Genomic DNA, 18781 nt, shown 5'->3' on the forward strand with positions numbered 1-18781 from the left:
GGCCAGTGCTTACTGAATCCCAGAAGAAATACCATAACCATCTTTGGTAATTGTATGCTTCCCATCTGCTCCAACAGAACCAATTCCCACTGTAATCAAAATAAAGGCTAAGAGGGTTGTAATCGTAATAATTGTAGCTTTTTTAGCAGACATATTTTTCCTCCACGGATGCATCAATGACTGAATGCAAAGATGAATGGTGCATTATTTAAACTTTTATGAAAGTAGAATCACTTAAGGATCTATAAGTTCCTATTATTATCTCATAAAGCTAAAAAAACTCTATATTTCTTTAATATATTATAGTTCTATAGATATAATTTTTTCTTTTTGCTATATATTTTTCTTTATTTTTTCGATGACGATAGTGAGCATTGGCAAAATTTTTATGCGCATAAATTATAAACTTAAAAGATTATTTATACGACAGACATTGGCTTTGAATGAAGAAATAAAGATAGAGGGGGCACAAGCTTCTTATCTTGTGCACGTTCTGCGTATGAAAGAAGGAGCAGAAATTTTACTTTTTAATGGACAGGATGGTGAGTGGCTTGCTAAACTTATCATTGTTAAGAAAAAATTTGTTGTGGTTCAACTTATCCATCAAGAAAGATTACAAACGACGCATTCCAATCTTATTTATTGCTTTGCTCCACTCAAAAACGCTCGGTTGGATTATATGGTGCAGAAAGCTGTTGAAATGGGGGTATCGACTTTGCAGCCTGTTATAACGCATCATACGCAGGTTACGCGTATCAATATGGCGCGTATGGAAGCCAATGTTATTGAAGCTTCTGAACAGTGTGGCATTTTATCTCTCCCTGAATGCGTATCTGCTCTATCATTAGCAGAACTTTTAGTACGGTGGGATGAGACACAGCCTTTATTTTTTTGTGATGAAGAGCATAAATCGCATAATCCATTACCTTCTTTTAAAAAGCGTGACGTTACAACACCTGGTATTCTTATTGGACCAGAAGGTGGCTTTAGTGAAGAAGAGCGGAGCTTTTTAAAAAAACATCCTTTTGTAGTTCCAATATCATTAGGTCCGCGTATTTTACGCGCTGACACTGCCGCTGTTGCTGCTTTGGCTCTTCTTAATGCTACCGTGGGGGATTGGGCAATGGATTGAGAAATCTGTAAAATCATTCTAAACAGTTCATTTAAGATGATGATACCAATGATAGGATACGATAAGTTATGGCGCTTGATATAACTGATGAAAGTGAAATTTATAACTTAGATTCCTTGGTTAGCTATTTCCAAGGGGGGTATAAAGCAGAAGATGATTGGCGTATCGGTACAGAACATGAAAAGTTTCCGTTTTATAAAGATGGTTTTCACCCTGTTCCTTATGAAGGAGAGAGGGGAATCCAAGCGCTTTTAGAGAGGATGCAAAGCGCCTTAGGATGGAAACCTATTTTAGATGAAGAGAATATTATTGGGCTTGTAGGATCAGTTGATCAGGGAGCCATTTCTTTGGAACCTGGAGGACAATTTGAATTATCTGGTGCACCATTAAAATCAGTAGGCCATACATATCACGAGTTGATGGAGCATTTAACTCTTCTCAAAAAAATTGCAGAACCATTGGGTATAGGTTTTCTAGGTCTTGGAGCTAGTCCAAAGTGGACTTTAGCTGAAACGCCGCGAATGCCTAAATCACGTTATCAGATTATGACTGATTATATGCCTAAAGTGGGGCATAATGGTCTTAATATGATGTATCGCACATCAACAGTTCAGGTTAATCTTGATTTTTCATCTGAAAGTGATATGCGGCGAAAAATGCAAGTATCTATGAAGTTACAGTCCATTGCAACAGCATTATTTGCAAGTTCACCTTTTACAGAAGGACGCCCAAATGGCTTTTTGTCGTGGCGTTCTGAAATTTGGCGTAATACGGATAATCAGAGGACAGGCGTTCTTCCCTTTATATTTTCTGAGCGTTTTGGTTTTGCTGATTATGTTGAATGGGCTCTTGATGTTCCAATGTATTTTGTTGTGCGTGATGGTCGTTATTATGATTGTACACATATAACATTTCGTCAGTTTATGAATGGAGCATTAAAAGGACAAGTTGCAAATTCAATTCCAAACATGGGAGATTGGATTAATCACTTATCAACGTTATTTCCTGAAGTCCGCTTAAAAAGATTTTTAGAAATGAGAGGAGCTGATTGCGGTTCTTGGAAGCGCATTTGTGCGTTGTCGGCTTTTTGGGTCGGGCTTCTTTATGATAGGGAAGCACTTAATGAGGCAGAAGCTTTGACAAAAGATTGGTGTTTTGAAGAAGTTTTAGATGTGCGCCAACGCGTTCCTAAAGAAGGGTTAAAAACTCCTTTTCGTCAAACTATTCTTTTAGAGTTAGCACGACAAGCTCTTGCTATTGCCCGCAAAGGCTTAAAAAATCGCAAACAGTATGATACGAATGGTTTTGATGAAACAAATTTTCTTAATCCTTTAGAAGAGGTTGTTGCAATGGGACAAACAGATGCTGAAAAATTTTTGTCTTATTACTATTCTATTTGGAATGAATCTGTAGAACCTTTATTTTTAGAATGTGCCTATTAAATTTGAAGAAAAGAGACTTCCTACTTTTTAAAAAATGCATATCACCGTGGTGGCTCATTCACTCATTTGCTCTAGAGAGCATATCCTGCCTTTCTTTTAACATTTCTCATAAAGGGTACAATACAAAAATCTCTTGGGCAGTGTGATTTTTATACCCAATAATATCACGATATTTCCGTAATCTTAATGTTGTACCTTTGTGCTAAAGATAGCTCATAAAAGATATACTTAAGCTTATTATCAAACATTTTTTATTCACATAGCTCATCCCACTTATGAATAGGTCTGAAAATAATATTTTTCACTTTTAAAAGGGATAAAAAATATAATTTGCGTTTAATAGTCCGTTATTATAATTCAATGTACGATGCTTATATGAAAGAGCATTTTATTATACAAAAATTACGATATCAATCGTTCAGTAAGCTAAAAAGACAGTAGAAAAAATGCCGATAGATCTGTGTATGTATAACTCAAATTTATTTTTATATAAAAAAGAAATATATTATGTAAAGAGATAGAAATAGAGATTATAATATATAGAATTAAGGTGTTAATTACATCATTAAATATTAATAAATTGAATTTTTATGCATGAGAAAAACAGCATTTGAGATATTTTTCTTTACAGTTATTATTCTCACTCCATGTATTTGATTATATTATATCAATATGTGTTATTCTGTTGTTACAAGAGTAAAGTATGGAATAAAAATAAAAAATTTCAGTTTTTGCAGAGACGGGCAACAAAAACTTTTTTGTTAGCTAAACATATCTAGTGCGCTTTTAAATTTTTCTTCTTCCATTTTTTAGTAGCTAGATCTCAAGGGGATTCTTATACCTTTTTGTACCATTATACGATATAGTTATACAGTCAGCATGAAGGCAATAGATGTATTTCTAAAACGGGTAGGAAAATTACAGGGTATCATTTTCTCTATACAGATAATTTATTCTTTTGCTATTTCCTTTTTGTAGCGATATTCTGAATTTCTATAGTTGTTATTTTAGGTATGACTGATAAAGTTCGTTGTACGGATTCAGATCATTCACTTTAGTATATCCAAGTGATATTAATACAGCAAACAAAATGATCAATAGAGAAGATAAAACAATAAATGTTACGGTACGTTTCATGAGTGATTTAACTCCTTATCTTCGATAAATAGGCCGGTATTGAATAGGGGCTATTACGACGGTTGATATCATTTAATTTGGTTATATCAATGGTATATGTGATATTTTTGTTGGTATTGTGTTTCAAATTATATTGAATGATATGTAGATTACGAGTGGCGTTGCATTTCCCATAAAAGGGTATTGTATGGCATAGCTACACCCGACAAAGTACTCATATACTAACAAAAGCATAAAAGACAATCAGTATTTTAAAGGTATGGAAAAGGCTTTTTCGTAACATATAAACTAATATATCTAGAATTTATGTAACACGATACGTATTTATTGTAAATAAATATTTTATAATTTTATATTTTTTAAATATATTATGTGTAAATATTGTTTATATGCTTATTACTTGATTATTTTTTATTATGTATTTTAAAGATATATTGTGGAATTTATTAAACAATTGCGTTATTTATTATCTATAACATTAATAATATTTATAAACGCTCTCATCATGCGTATTTTTAGCTTTATAACGTATCAGTTTTTTACTAAATGATTTTTGTAGATTTTGTTTATAAGGGGCTCTAATTTGAACAACTTTAATAGGCACCGCGCTCTTTATAACCAACGCGTTCATTTGCATTGTGATTATGAAAACTTGCTTTTTTCACGCATGCTCTATAGCTATTATATTTTTATAGTCATGGCACCATTTTTCATTTTCATAAGATAAATGATAAAGATGATAATGCGCTTTATTGCCTTTTATAAAAACATCTAAAGAGAGACTGATAATTATAGAGGTCAGCAAACTCCCTTTTAATAGACTTTTGTCATTTTTGTCAGTTTTCTGTCAGTAAATTGAACCGACAAAATAGATCATTTTAGTGAGTGATTAAATCTTATGAAAAGCATGTGATTCTTTAAAGCCATTTCAAAAGATAGGTTCTAGTCATAAAAAATGCTATTAAGACCATTATGGTTATTAGTTTTGAGATTTTTGAAGATTTTTAGGATTTTAGACACCTTCAAAATCTATAAGTAAAATGAATACATAAAGCTCTTTTTCAACAGAGTTTTTCAAAACAATAAAGCTATCATTTTAGATTACGATATAATCTTTTAAAAGCAATCCAAATAACAGTGTTTAAAAGTGCAAAGCTTCTTTTTTAGAATAACGCATGATAAGCTATCCTTTTAAGATTGTAGGTAATAAACTTAATAAGATGATTAAAGTTATAGACTGCCGTTTTAAAGCAATACACAAGAGACCTTTATGAGGTGTGTTAACCTCATAAGTCTATTCGGTTTCTCACACTTCTAATTTTGGTAGTTTCTTAATAATTTTCATTGTTTCTAAATTTATAGTATGATCCTTTGAAACAACTCTAATGGATAAGCAGGGTTACTAATGGTTCCAAGAGCATAGCGATTGGCATCATTAACAATGCCACTCTTTTTATCTGTCTTTACACATTGACGCTCCATAACCCATTCAAGAGTGGGGTTGCCATTAACGATATACTCATAAGCTTCAAGAAGGATGTCTGTCATGATGATATTGCTGTTGTAAATAAAGTAGATTTATCCTTTTCCTTACTATTTTTAATTTTTGCGAATTTCATTTCTGTCACGTAATAAAACTTTTCGGGATTAGAGATGTCAGTCAGTTTTGGATTACCCTTTTTTAAAGGTCACAAGATAAGGCTCCACACTTTCATAATTCATGTGCAAGTGATCAAATTCACACTCTGTTGTCACAATATCCAGAAATCTTCAGCGCTTTTTACACAAGGGATACGAGGCAATTCTTTGCATAAATTTTTCATAAATTATGAGCATAGCGAGTACGGTAATCTTTTGAATGCAATAATCCGTAAGCGTAATAGAATAGATCATCTTTAGTTATGGTCTCACTAGGATAAGCAGCTTAAAATCCGCTAATCCTTTATCAGTGATGGCATCACGCCTCTGTAAACCAGATGTTTTTCTTTCCTTTATTGAATTTGTAAACAAATGGGATTGTTTCTCATCATGATCAGTTATAGAAGATTCAACATTTTTATAAAGATACCGTGGAAAGCATTGGCCTGTATCTATTGCATCTAGATTAGGTAAATTCTTAGCTATCAACACAGAAAAACCGCTTCGTGCTCCTATGCTTGTAATTTCTATGACTCTATTTTCTACTGCTTGCCCCATAGGGAATACATGTGGTATCTGATAAACTCCGTCATTGAAGATACGATTATAATAAAGCCATAGTCGTGTAAAAGAACGATACGAACTTTGCATGAGGCATGTCTTTTCAAATTCAAAAACCCTTCCTCTTATTAGTTCTTGCTTAACATTATAACTACAACTTTATATCTAAAGTGATAAAATTATCTACGGCACGTACACGTGTTGTTCGATCAGCATATAGATATGTATCGTTAAAACGTTTTACTGCGCTATTATAAAAAGCAATCATATTATTTATATTTTCTGCCCAAGCTCCGTCCTCCAATGTTGCGACAGCTCTTGCATTAAGACGTTTCATAAGAGGTATTTCTACACCTTTCTTATACATTTTTTATCCACACGCCAGCTCTGCTTGTGACGTGCAAGAAAATGATTTTGATTGATTCAAGATAAACAGGTTTGAAATGAGAGAATCTTACGTTATTCGGGACTCTCATTTAATATGCAAAATAGTAAATTATTTATTATAAATCAATGTATTGTCGTTCAATAGGCATTGTGGCTTTTAAAGTCTTTTTTATGACTATAAAAAAAATTCGAAAAATAAAAAAGCGTTCATTGAAAGCAAAGAAAGAATCTATGAAAGGTATTTTCTAGAAAAATCATGAATGTTCGATTGTTAATTCATCCTTTCTTGAAAAGCTCGCTTCAGTTCAAATAGCAAAAGAGAGAGGTAAGGATATTGATAGGATAAGATATGCTGGAATTGTTCGGTATTAAGATGCAATGAATGTTGTTTATATTTCTCTTTTTTAACTATTTTATGAGAGCATAAATTTAAAGAATAGGAACATAATTTTATTTATTTTCTTTAAACAGTTATTAGTAGATAAAAAATTCTCTTTTAATCTATAAATTAAAAAAATAATGATTTTGTAAAAGCCTGGTAAGCTTTATGTTAATTTTAAATATCATGCATTGATTTTGAATTATGCAGATTATTGACGTCAATCATAACAATAGTAAGTGAGCATAGACAATGACATTTAATTTTTTCGTCAATTTATTTCTATTTGTTATTTTTTTATTGTTTGTTTCTCAAAGTAAGAGAATGCAATGGAGTCTTTCACTACGTGTTATGCTAGGGCTTATCCTTGGCTTGATTTTTGGAAGTGTTTTGCAGTTTATTTATGGAGAGGGTGAAAGCACTTTATTGAAATCCGTTGAATGGTTTAACATTGTTGGTGAGGGCTATATCTTATTGTTGCAAATGATTGTTATGCCACTGGTTTTTATCTCTATTGTTTCAGCAGTTGCTCATTTACATTCTGTTTATGCTGTTGGAAAGATGAGTATAATAACAATTTCAATATTGCTTTTTACAACGGCTCTTTCAGCATTGGTTGGTGTTCTTGTGATTAATTTTTTTGGATTAACAGCCGATGGTTTAGTGCATGAAGGGCAAAATGTTTCTGCTATTCTTGAAGGTCATATTTCTAAACTTGGAGATATGAATATACCAAAGATGATTTTGTCTATGATTCCTAAAAATCCATTTGCTGAGTTGAGTGGAGCTAAACGTACGTCAATTATCAGTGTTGTTATTTTTGCGTCATTTTTAGGTGCAGCGGTTCTTCTTTTAAAGAAAGATGAGCCAGAAAAAGGAGAAAAAGCGCTTTTATTTATTCAAGTGGGACAAGCTTGGATTATGCGGTTAGTCCGTATTGTGATTGCTTTGACGCCTTATGGTATTTTTGCACTTATGACGAAAGTAGGAGCAATATCGCGTATTGCAGATATTTTAAATTTACTGGTTTTTGTCATTGCCTCTTATGTCGGTATTATTTTAATTTTTGGAATTCATGGTGTATTGCTTGGTATTTCTGGGGTTAATCCCTTTCGTTTTTTCAAAAAGGTTTTACCTGTTTTAACATTTGCTTTTAGCAGTCGTTCAAGTGCTGCAAGTATTCCTTTGAATATTGAAGCGCAAACACAGTGGATAGGTGTACCACAACCCATTGCGAGTTTTGCAGCTTCTTTTGGGGCAACAATTGGACAAAATGGTTGTGCTGGTCTTTATCCAGCGATGCTTGCGACCATGATTGCACCATCTATGGGTATTAACCCTCTTGATCCTACTTGGATTGCTACGCTTATTGGGGTTGTGACATTGAGTTCTATTGGTGTTGCTGGTGTGGGGGGAGGCGCTATTTTCGCTGCATTGATTGTGTTACCAATTATGGGGCTTCCTGTTACTTTGGTTGCTGTACTTATCTCTATCGAACCGCTAATTGATATGGGACGGACCGCTCTAAACGTGAGCGATTCAATGATAGCTGGAACGATCACCAGTCAAATGTTACAGACAACAGATAAAAGTATTTTTAAAAAATGATTTTAGGTTATGTTTTTTGGGGTTGTAAAACATCTGTAAGAGATATTTGCGCTGAACCAGGTTGTAAGGGTTTTTGTTGATTGGGATGAGGAGCCCAACCAGAGAGCCAAATGAAAGAAAAATGTGCACGAATACGTCCATCAGGATCACTAAATCGTTGTGCATAGATTTCAGCTGCGCGGAGAAAAAAACGTTTGGATACAGGGCGTCGTGAACGATTGATGAGTGCATTTTGCATTCCCATAGCTTTAAGATCGTGCATAAGGTCAAACATTGTATTATAACGTATTGTGATATCTTCAACGTCTGCTACAGACAGGGCAAAGCCAACACGCTGTAAAAGAGCGCCTGCATCACGAATGTCGGCAAAAGGATAGATCCTAGGGCTTGCTCCACCATAAATTTCACTTTCAGCTTGCAGAAGGCTTTCGCGCAATTCTCTTAATGTACCAGCTCCTGCCATAACAGCAAGAAATAAGCCATCTGGTTTAAGGGTGTTTTTTATCTGGCTTAGAACACCAGGGGTATCATTGGTCAATTGTAATGAAAGAAGTGAAACAATAAGGTCACAGTAACTTTGAGGTAAATCAAGAAATTCCCGATGACGTAAATGAAATTTTTTATCATGGCTTTGATAAAGCGTATTGGTCTCAATACGTTCTATGGAACAAACTTTTCCAGATTTCATTAAAGCTTGCGCAGCAAGGTCTGTATGGCTGTGTAAATCGAGAGCTAATGTAAAGAGGCGATCAACAGTGCTAAGACGTTTATAGAGATCTTCTGCCATGTGAGAGAGTAAAAAGTCGTATCCTTTTTTTGCTTTTTGAAAGGCACGTTTTCGGAATTGTTCAATGCGGTTATGATCAAAAATTAAAGGATGCGACATATTGTGGAACACTTTCGATCTATGAAAGAATATATTTTGAAAAGGTTCATTATTTGTGCAAGCTCTGTCAAGTTTATAATATAAAAGAAAAATAAATTTATAGAAGGTAAGAATTTTTAAAGGAATTAAAATTATAAATTGAGGAAATACAAAGGAACTTTTGTTCTGAGGGAAACTTGTAAAAGCCTAAATTTATAATGTTGTATTTTCGAGAAGCGGCGTTAAGTAGTGGGGATATACTAAGTAAGTTCATTGAACGCTTGAAAACGGTGCTTTATCCACCAATTTGTCCTGGATGTAAGCAAAATGTTTCTACTTATGGCACGATTTGCTCCGAATGTTGGAAAGACCTTCAATTTATCACTAAACCTTATTGTCCTGTTATGGGGACTCCCTTTGTTTGTGATATGGGGGATGGTTTTCTCAGTGGTGAAGCGCTTCGTAATTCTCATCCTTTTTCACGTGTCCGTTCTGCTATTGTTCATAAAGGGCTTGCACGAGCTTTAGTAACGCGCTTAAAATATGGTGATCATATAGAATTGGCATCATTTATGGCCAACTGGATGATGTTTGCTGGACGCGAGGTTATTGATGATTGTGATGTTATTATTCCCATTCCATTGCATTTTCGTCGTTTTTGGGAGAGACGTTATAATCAATCTGCTGAGCTTGCGCGTTATATTGCAGCATCACAAAAAAAGCTTTTAAAACCGAGTTGGCTTGTTCGTTGTCGGCATACCCGTCCGCAGGTTAGTCTTTCTTCGAGAGAGAGAAAACTTAACGTAAAAAATGCTTTTAAGGTTTCGCATAAGGTTAAAAAATATCTCAAAGGATGTTCTGTTTTGCTGATTGATGATGTATTTACAACAGGTGCAACAGTTACAGCAGCAGCTGCTGCATTAAAATATGCAGGTGCGCGACAGGTCGATGTGCTAACATTTTCGCGTGTTCTCAAAGAAGATTCTATTTTTCCCTCCTCGTAAGAGGAATTTAAAGTGAATATTATTAAAAAATATTGGAGGATAATACTATGAAAGAGATAATAATTTATACACGCCCTAACTGCCCTTATTGCACAAAAGCACGTGATTTGCTTAATAAAAAAGGCGTAAAGTATACAGATATTGATGCTTCCACATCCCTTCGCCAAGAAATGGTACAGCGTGCAAATGGACGTAATACATTTCCACAAATTTTTATAGGTGATTATCACGTTGGCGGTTGTGATGATCTTTATGCTTTAGAGGCTGAGGGAAAGCTCAATTCTTTATTACAAGGCGTATAATATTTGTAAATTACATATCCTTAAGACCGTTTTGCGAGAAGGAGATAGTTAACGCTCATGTCTTTTGAGCGATTCCAGCTGTCGTTTAATGGGTTATAAGTAATCCCTATCTCATCAATGATAGTTAGGGCGTTTTTTGATAAGAAATTTTTAAGTTCTAGAGGTTTTAGGAATTTTTTATAATCATGTGTTCCTTTAGGAAGCCAACGTAGAATATATTCAGCGCCTACAATAGCAAGCCCCCATGATTTCCACGTGCGGTTGAGTGTTGAGACAAACATTAACCCTTGTGGTTTCAACATTTTTGCTGTAGCTGCTATGAAGAGATTAACATCAGCGACATGTTCAACAACTTCCATATTAAGGATGATATCAAATTTTTCTCCTTCATTGGCAAGAGCTTCTGCTGTCATCGTGCGGTAATCAATGGAAAGATCATTTTGAGCTGCATGGGTTTTTGCGACTTCAATATTTGTTTGTGCAGCATCAACGCCTACGACCATAGCGCCAAGACGTGCCATTGGTTCACATAACAAGCCTCCTCCACAGCCAATATCAAGAATTTTCAAATTATCAAAGGGCGTAAATGAACAAGGGTCACGATTAAACTCTAAACAGATTTTTTCTCTGATGTAAGCAAGGCGTGTTGGATTAAATTGGTGAAGAGGTCGAAATTTTCCTTGTGGATTCCACCATTCTGTAGCAATACGTGAAAAATGATCAATTTCACTTTGATCAATAGTTGTTTGTGTTTCATCTATCATGTTGCCTGCCTTTTATTTTTAATGATCAAGTCCAGTAGATTTTATACAAAGTCAAGAGAAATTAATATAATCATAATGAAACTTGCACAAATGATAGATATTCGCTATGTCGAGAAAATGGTTAGTTGATACAGCATCTAATTCTCATTACCGTTTGAGATAAAAGATGTAAAGGTAAGAGTGTTATTAATGGCGCGCATTGTCATGAAATTCGGTGGAACATCTGTAGCAAATATTGAATGTATTCATAATGTTGCACGGCATGTCAAAAGAGAGATTGATGCAGGCAATGAGGTTGCCGTTGTCGTATCTGCGATGGCTGGTAAAACCAATGAGCTTGTTCAGTGGACGTGTGATGCTTCCTCCAAGCATAGAGATGCTCGTGAATATGATGTTGTGGTTGCTTCTGGTGAACAGGTTACTTCAGGTTTGTTGGCTTTGACACTTCAAGAAATGGGTGTGAATGCACGTTCATGGCTTGGTTGGCAAATTCCTATTCATACAGACAATGCGCATGGACGTGCACGTATTACTGATATTGATGGATCTTTTTTAATCGAGTGTTTTCAGGAAGGTCAGGTTGCCGTTATTGCTGGTTTTCAAGGGTTAGCTCCAGATAACCGGATTTCTACCTTAGGGCGTGGGGGATCAGATACAAGTGCTGTTGCTATAGCCGCGGCTGTACAAGCTGATCGCTGTGATATTTATACGGATGTAGATGGTGTTTATACAACGGATCCACGTATAGAACCGAAAGCGCGTCGTTTACCAAAAGTAGCTTTTGAAGAAATGCTGGAAATGGCTTCTCTTGGTGCAAAGGTTTTACAGGTTCGTTCTGTTGAATTGGCAATGGTTCATAAGGTTCGTACCTTTGTGCGTTCAAGTTTTGAGGATCCTGATGCGTTAGGCATGGAGGATCCAATGAGTTCTTCTGGAACACTTATTTGCGATGAGGATGAAATCGTGGAACAACAAAATGTTACTGGTATTGCTTTTGCTAAGGATGAAGCGCAAATTTCCCTTCGTCGGCTTGCCGATCGTCCAGGGATTTCGGCAGCAATTTTTGGTCCCTTGGCTGAAGAGCGCATTAATGTTGATATGATTGTGCAAAATATTTCTGAAGATGGCTCAAAAACTGATATGACTTTTACTGTACCATCATCAGATGTAGAAAAAGCCGTTGCACTACTTGAGAAGAATCGCAAAGAAATTGGATTTGATGTTCTCCAATTTGAAAGTGATCTTGCCAAGGTATCTGTGATTGGTATTGGAATGCGTAGCCATGCAGGTGTTGCCGCTACAGCATTTAAGGCTTTGGCTGAAAAGGGTATTAACATTCAAGCAATTACGACCTCAGAAATTAAAATTTCTATTTTGATTGATAGTGCTTACACTGAACTTGCGGTTAGAACATTACATGCTGTTTATGCACTTGATAAGGGATGAGCATTTTTTAGTTTTAACAAAGTTTCAATAACATAAAGCTTTAATATATATTAATAATTTTTGTTAAGGACAATTTATATTTTTAACTTAAATAGAATATTTAATACAGCAAAACTCTCTCATTTTAAACTTGTTCATGATGAATTTAAAAATGGTTGCTTATACATGACAAGAGAAAGATGTTTAGGTAAAAAATGTTTAAGAAGGGATATAAAATATGCCGTCTATAAACGTTTTAAAGCCTATAGAGAGGGATAGTGAAGTCTTCACAATAAGCTTTAATAGAATAAGGAACAATGGCACTGCGTTTATTCAAAGGATGCATGTGACATGAGGGACAGCCTTGTGAATACAGATTTAATATTATAAATCTTAGAGAAATTTGAGCTCATTGGATTAGTGACGGAATTATCAAAAATAGAATCGAAGATGTATTTCCTAGAGATATTTAGCTTGTCTCAAATGGTTGTTTATAGCTTTATGTGTATCTTGTAAATTTATTTTTTTCCGTATTATGAGGCAATAAAAATATATCTCTATAGACAATATTTATGTTGCGCTATAAGTTGTAGAATTACTATATCTTATGCGTTTACGGCTTATAGCTCTTCAGAAGCACTTTTCATAAAATCATGTAACGATAGATCAAAATTAAATGATAATGTTATAGTGTGCTGCTTTCATGATTTCATTACTTAAATTTTTTCTCATGTCTATTTATCTTTTTTTGAATTATGACTAAGATTTTCAGAGTTTTCGATACCTCTATATGTTCTTTAGGTTAACTTTCTTCCCTTAACTACTCTATTACAAGTATTTTCTTTGTCATACTGCCACTCACGCATGAAATACATTCTTTCGTTTGTGCCGTATATCGTGCTAGTTTCTTATCATATTTACATATTTTTCAAATGGTTGTTTTTGTAAGTAAAACTCTTCTTGTAAGAAATATAGCCATTTTTATTATTCTAATTTTGTTAAATATTTTTTCTCACAATTTGTTTTTATTCAGTATATGAATGTGAAACGTATTCTCTTGTTTTGTAATTACTTTTTAGTAGCATAATGCATTCGAATGGGGATATCCATTTGAAGTGAATATAAGATATGTTATCAAAGTGCAGTAATTAATACACTTATTCCCAATAAAGATATTTTTATAAATATTATTTTACTCTTATTGTATTTAATGTGGCGTTGTATAATTCGAAAGTCTCGGAAATATTGTTTTTTAAATTATCTGTAAAGATTATTTTATGGTATCAAGAAATATAGAGCTAACTCTGTAAACAAAAAGAAAATAAATATCAACTAAGAGCGGGAAAAGGGGAGTGCAACGATATATATGCTTTATTTTTCCACTGATCGTATGTTTTAGAATAGTCTAAATGACTAGGGTTTTCTTTTTTCCCGAGAGTTAATTACGTAAACTAGAGCGCTCCCTATGGAAGAATGCTTCAAGTTTAATTCTTTCATGGAGGGAGACAAGTGATGTGTCTATGATAAAAAACGAGGATATTTTTTCTCTCCATTGTCAATCGAGTAGTGATTTTATGACGTTGTTATTCCCAATAAATCTTTTGTTTTTTGTTACCTGTATCAATATCTAATGTCAGCGCAGATGCACGTTTGATGATATATATATTGAGACGGATAAGGGGACTACGAGCAACTCCTGTTTTTGTATGCCAGATAGGAACAAGGGTGTTGCGTATACTTGTTGGGGGAACCTCTGAAATGGAGATAAAACCTAATTGGGGGAGAATATGAAGCCATAAAAGTGAAAACCAGTTTCCATTTTACAACTTCCTTTTAATTCTGCTTTACAACTTTCAAAGATATTGACAGAAATATCTTTGAAATAATGGATATTATATATTGATTCACGTTTTGTTTATTGCGTTATTTAAATCGTATATGCCTTTCACGTAAAACAAAACGCTATTATATTGCCAATTTACGCGCTTGTTTTAAATAAATATTTCTCCCCAAGCCCATTACGGCGCTTGTGGATGGCGTAACGTAAAATTTATTGGGGACCATCTCCTTTACTTAGATCAAAGGTGTCAGTTGGTCGTCATCATTTTATTTTTAGTTTTCGTGTTGAACAGCTCTTGTGTTGATATGAAGCATTCTTATTTCTTTCTTCAAATAATGTGACTCCATATTCCTCCTTGGCTGGTGACGTGTAAGGGAATAGTCTTGATTGATTGATCATGTACAGATTTGAAATGAGCAAATCTTACGATATTTGGAGTCCATTCAAGATTTATAATGATAAAGTATCATTATAAATCGAATATTTTTACCAAAAAATAATGTGCCTTTTAAGAAGATAAAAATTAAAGTTTTTTAGAATACCGGCAATAAAATCAGTAACGAGGAGGGTGGTTTATTGGGAAAAAATAAGCCATGGAATTACTTAACTGGTTACGGAATTTTGCTTATTCTTATCTGTTTTGTATAATTAAAGATAAGATATTGATTTATAATAATTAAATTCTTCTTTATAGTGAATAACTTCCCGACGAAAGGCAGCTTCTCTGAAACCACGAAGCCTTTTATATTGAAACAATTAAAATCATTCTTGTGTATATCACGATTGGAGTTAGTGTATGAATAAAAGATTATTGAAGAAAGGAATAAAAATATTTCTTATGAATCTTCTTAAGTGTCAAAGGTGTTGCGACATTAGAGACTAGTAAATAGTATGATGATATTAGTTTTCTCCTTCATAAGTGTAAAGATGAGGTGAGACAACGGATTTCACATTAAATATTGTCCGAATCCAACAAATGAGCAAAATCACTTTTTAAGAGTTTTGCATAAAAATGTATTTTCAGTTAGTTTGTTAGGAACTATGAGAAATTCCTTTATTGCGCTTAATATAAATAAATCCATATCCCAGACCGATAAGAGCAGATAAACCAGAGCCACAAAGGACCCCAATTTTTGCAGCATCAAGCAGAATAATATCTTTAAAAGCGAGCATTGAAACAAAGATAGACATTGTAAAGCCAATTCCTGCTAAAAAACCAATGAGTAAAACACCTGTCCATGTCATATGAGGGGGTAGGCGGCATAGCCCTGATTTTACGGCTATATAACTGGCTGTGATAATACCAAGAGGCTTACCAACGAAAAGACCAATGACAACACCCAAAACAATCAAGAATGATTTGTCAGAAGAAAGATCAAAGTTTGCAAAACTTACTCCTGCATTTGCGAAGGCAAAGACCGGCATGATACCGTATGCAACCCATGGATGCAACGCTTTTTGAACGCGTGTTACTGGAGCAATCATGGCCCGTTGTCCTTTGCGCATTTTTTTCAATGCGGTTGAAATATGATGCAGATCTGTTTTTGTATTTTTTTCTTGAAGAATTTGCATAGCGTTACTGAGCATGGTGAGTGGCGCCACAAGAGTACGGGTAGGAAGAACGGGAGTCATCATTCCTAAGATTACACCAGCAAGTGATGGGTGAACACCTGTTACCATTAAACCCCACCAGATGATTGCACCAGGTAAAATGTAAAGCCATGCTGATGCAAGTCCGATCCACTGAAAAAATAGCACCAAAGCAATACCTGCTCCTGCAATCATTAAACCGCTAGGATCAATGTTTGTTGAGTAGAAAAAAGCAATAATAAGAACAGCGATAATATCATCAATAATCGCTAATGATAGAAGAATAATATGAAGATTAGAAGGAATTTTTTTTCCAAGAAGAGCAAGAATACCTAGAGCAAAGGCAATATCTGTTGCTGTTGGCACAGCCCAACCGCGTATATGCCCCTCGTTAAAGTTGAAGATAAAGTAAATAATTGCGGGAACACAAACGCCTCCTATTGCGGCAACAATTGGTAAGATTGCTTGTCTAAAATCGGCAAGAGCACCTTCATGAATTTCGCGTCGAATTTCCATTCCTGCGACGAGAAAGAAAATAGTCATAAGAGCATCATTAACCCAGAAATGTAAATCCCATGAAAGAGTGAAATGACCCAAATTAAAGCCAAGAGGTGTATGCCAAAAAGATTCATAGAAAGCAGCATATTTAGAATTGGCAAAAATAAGTGCAGCAGCAGCAGCTAATAAAAGAACAATACCACTAAGAGCTTCAATATGGAGAAAACGCTCGATCGCAGAAAGCGCTTGATTGGTGACACGAGAAGCGCGATTAGGTAGGCGATTTGAAGATAAATCAGACATGAACAACTCCAAGCATCGACAATTTTAGATTCTATATTCTCTGTGTAAATGACTTTGTATGATACCTTCTGTATCATATAAAAGCAAAAAGAGGAATAAAGTTCTTAATTTATAGACAAAATCATCATATTTAAAGCACAAAATGTTTAAGGTGATGCTTCATTTTTAATAGTGAGATGTACTTTGTTTAAAGCCTTGGATAGATCATTTTGTAGAGCAGATTCGAGATCAACCATTGTGAGCGCTTTATTATCTTTTGCTTTAATTTTAACAATCAATGTTTGTGGATTTTTAGCAAATTCCCCTAAGGATTTTGAAATTTTTTCTGCTTCGTCATGATTTTTTAGAAGCATTTTTGGGGTCTGCGTCATCATTAGATAGAAATCGTCATAGAGCTCCTTTTTAAGATCATGTTGGTTGTCATTAAGATTTTGCGCAAGATAAGAAAAAAGCTTCTCAATGAAACCTGCATCCCTATATTGCACATCAATTTCATTGATGCCAAAGTCTTGAGAAGCAGCAATCATTACATTTTGCTGACCAGAAAAAAGCTTTTCATCAACATCAATAACCTTAGCTGATATGTTCCCAGATCCAACGTCTCTCATATTGAAAGACATTGCATCAAGAAGGAGCATACGTTTTTTTTCATCGTAAGAAATATCAATTTTTCCTGAAATGTCAAAGCGCTCAAAGTTCAGATTTTTGAAGAACTCTAAGTCTTTTTCATTCATTTTTTTAGGTAAAACAGAAAGGTTATTGAGAGAAAGAAAAAGCTTTTTGGGGATAGGTTGTTTCCACAAGGTTGGTTTAAATTGGAGTGATTCGAGTGTTGCTTTCAACTGCGGTATATCAACGGTGATATTATCAATTTTGGCATCCGCTGAGGTAATGGCGAGCAGTATGTTTAGAAGAAGACCATTTTGTGCTATTTTTTCAGCGATTTTATTATTCTCTTTTCTTGCATTAAGATAAGCTTTGATCAATTTTTCAGGAGTTTGTTCAAGCGGCTTCATTTTTAAACCAGATGTTTTAAACTGTCCGAGGAAGAAAGAACTGCTTTTTTCCGCTTCTTCTAAAACATCGACACTTACATTATTCAGAGAAATGGGGCCAGTGACGGTTTTACCTTGGTTGAGAGCATTGTTTTTTCCAAAAATGATAGAATAGGCATAGTTGATGTCGATATCATGGGCTTTTATTGTATCACTTTTAGCCATAAGCTGCATCTGTTTGGCACCATTTACTGCAACTGTTTTAAGATCCATATTTTTAATATTAACTGAACGGATATGGCCATTTTTAAAATCAGAAAGCTGGAAATTCTTGACTTCAACCGTTTCTATTCGGTTGTTTTTATTTTCTATAGAAAGTTGTATATTGGGAGCAATAATTGAGGAAAGCTCAATACGCATCATTGATTGTAAAAGCCGTGATGTTATCGTTCTATCTTTTTCTTTTAAGGATACACTCCGAAGAGAAATTTGGGGAATTTGCACATGAATATTATTATGCTTTAAATCAACATTATAAAATGTAAAAGTTCCGGGAATAAAGGAAAGGGGAGGACGGGCAGAAATGGCACCAATTCTAAGTGATGTACCAGCTGGAACAGGTAATGTCACATTCTTCAAATTGACTCTACCTAGAATGCTTACTTCAGATGTTCGGGCTTTTATGCCACGACGGGCTATTTCTTGTTTTACAAAACTGTCAAGATAGGGTTTTGCGATATAAAATCCACCAACAATTATAATTGCCAAAATAGCAACAAATCCAATAATGCAAGTGAGCCAATATCTGAGGTTACTTTGATACCCACTATTAAGATTGAGCATTCTTTCTTCTTTCATTTTTATCACTCTTTGAATTGAGAGTGAAGATAAATTCTTTTAAGCAACGACAA

The 18781-nt window shown here is 34.5% G+C and carries 11 protein-coding genes and 1 pseudogene; 6 read left to right on the top strand and 6 right to left on the bottom strand.

Annotation, left to right across the window (positions count from 1 at the left end; all coding sequences use genetic code 11):
* Positions 1-9: 9 nt before the first annotated feature.
* The gene (locus ACFIKY_RS00225) at positions 10-153 is read right to left on the bottom strand and encodes a hypothetical protein (protein ID WP_012754785.1); all 144 of its coding nucleotides are present in this window, start codon (positions 151-153) and stop codon (positions 10-12) included.
* A 235-nt stretch (positions 154-388) separates the two neighbouring features.
* Between ACFIKY_RS00225 and ACFIKY_RS00230 the strand changes: the two genes are divergently transcribed.
* Positions 389-1132 (top strand): 16S rRNA (uracil(1498)-N(3))-methyltransferase, encoded by a 744-nt coding sequence (locus ACFIKY_RS00230; protein WP_375635797.1) that lies wholly within the window; start codon positions 389-391, stop codon positions 1130-1132.
* Between the two features lie 68 nt (positions 1133-1200).
* A complete protein-coding gene (locus ACFIKY_RS00235; protein ID WP_375635796.1) occupies positions 1201-2574 on the top strand; it encodes a glutamate--cysteine ligase in 1374 nt (457 codons plus the stop codon).
* 2443 nt (positions 2575-5017) lie between these two features.
* Here the strand turns inward: ACFIKY_RS00235 and ACFIKY_RS00240 are convergent.
* Positions 5018-6196, bottom strand: a pseudogene (locus ACFIKY_RS00240) (type ISP restriction/modification enzyme); the annotation flags it as partial.
* 732 nt (positions 6197-6928) lie between these two features.
* Between ACFIKY_RS00240 and ACFIKY_RS00245 the strand changes: the two are divergent.
* Complete coding sequence (locus ACFIKY_RS00245; protein WP_012754788.1) at positions 6929-8284, top strand: L-cystine transporter; 1356 nt, start codon at positions 6929-6931, stop codon at positions 8282-8284.
* Positions 8285-8291: 7 nt separating this feature from the next.
* On the opposite strand, the gene ACFIKY_RS00250 is transcribed toward ACFIKY_RS00245, so the two are convergent.
* On the bottom strand, positions 8292-9170 hold the full coding sequence (locus ACFIKY_RS00250) for a methyltransferase (protein ID WP_375635795.1): 879 nt from the start codon (positions 9168-9170) through the stop codon (positions 8292-8294).
* 197 nt (positions 9171-9367) lie between these two features.
* On the opposite strand from ACFIKY_RS00250, the gene ACFIKY_RS00255 reads away from it, so the two are divergent.
* Positions 9368-10153 carry a ComF family protein gene (locus ACFIKY_RS00255; protein WP_012754790.1) on the top strand — a complete coding sequence of 262 codons (786 nt, stop codon included), beginning with the start codon at positions 9368-9370 and terminating at the stop codon, positions 10151-10153.
* Positions 10154-10200: 47 nt separating this feature from the next.
* Positions 10201-10455 carry a glutaredoxin 3 gene (grxC, locus tag ACFIKY_RS00260; protein WP_273787883.1) on the top strand — a complete coding sequence of 85 codons (255 nt, stop codon included), beginning with the start codon at positions 10201-10203 and terminating at the stop codon, positions 10453-10455.
* A gap of 20 nt (positions 10456-10475) precedes the next feature.
* On the opposite strand, the gene ubiG is transcribed toward grxC, so the two are convergent.
* Positions 10476-11219 (bottom strand): bifunctional 2-polyprenyl-6-hydroxyphenol methylase/3-demethylubiquinol 3-O-methyltransferase UbiG, encoded by a 744-nt coding sequence (gene ubiG / locus ACFIKY_RS00265; protein WP_375628238.1) that lies wholly within the window; start codon positions 11217-11219, stop codon positions 10476-10478.
* 189 nt (positions 11220-11408) lie between these two features.
* Between ubiG and ACFIKY_RS00270 the strand changes: the two genes are divergently transcribed.
* Positions 11409-12665: an aspartate kinase gene (locus ACFIKY_RS00270; RefSeq protein ID WP_012754793.1), complete on the top strand. Its 1257-nt coding sequence runs from the start codon at positions 11409-11411 to the stop codon at positions 12663-12665.
* Positions 12666-15516: 2851 nt separating this feature from the next.
* Here the strand turns inward: ACFIKY_RS00270 and nhaA are convergent.
* Both nhaA and ACFIKY_RS00280 read right to left on the bottom strand, forming a co-directional pair.
* Entirely contained in the window at positions 15517-16875 is a 1359-nt protein-coding gene (nhaA, locus tag ACFIKY_RS00275) for a Na+/H+ antiporter NhaA (RefSeq protein WP_375635794.1), read from the bottom strand.
* A 146-nt stretch (positions 16876-17021) separates the two neighbouring features.
* The gene (locus ACFIKY_RS00280; RefSeq protein WP_375661271.1) at positions 17022-18728 is read right to left on the bottom strand and encodes a hypothetical protein; all 1707 of its coding nucleotides are present in this window, start codon (positions 18726-18728) and stop codon (positions 17022-17024) included.
* Positions 18729-18781 lie beyond the last annotated feature (53 nt).

Origin of the sequence: Bartonella sp. CR127HXZ, from assembly GCF_042194555.1 — a bacterium.
Taxonomy (GTDB): Bacteria; Pseudomonadota; Alphaproteobacteria; order Rhizobiales; family Rhizobiaceae; genus Bartonella; species Bartonella grahamii.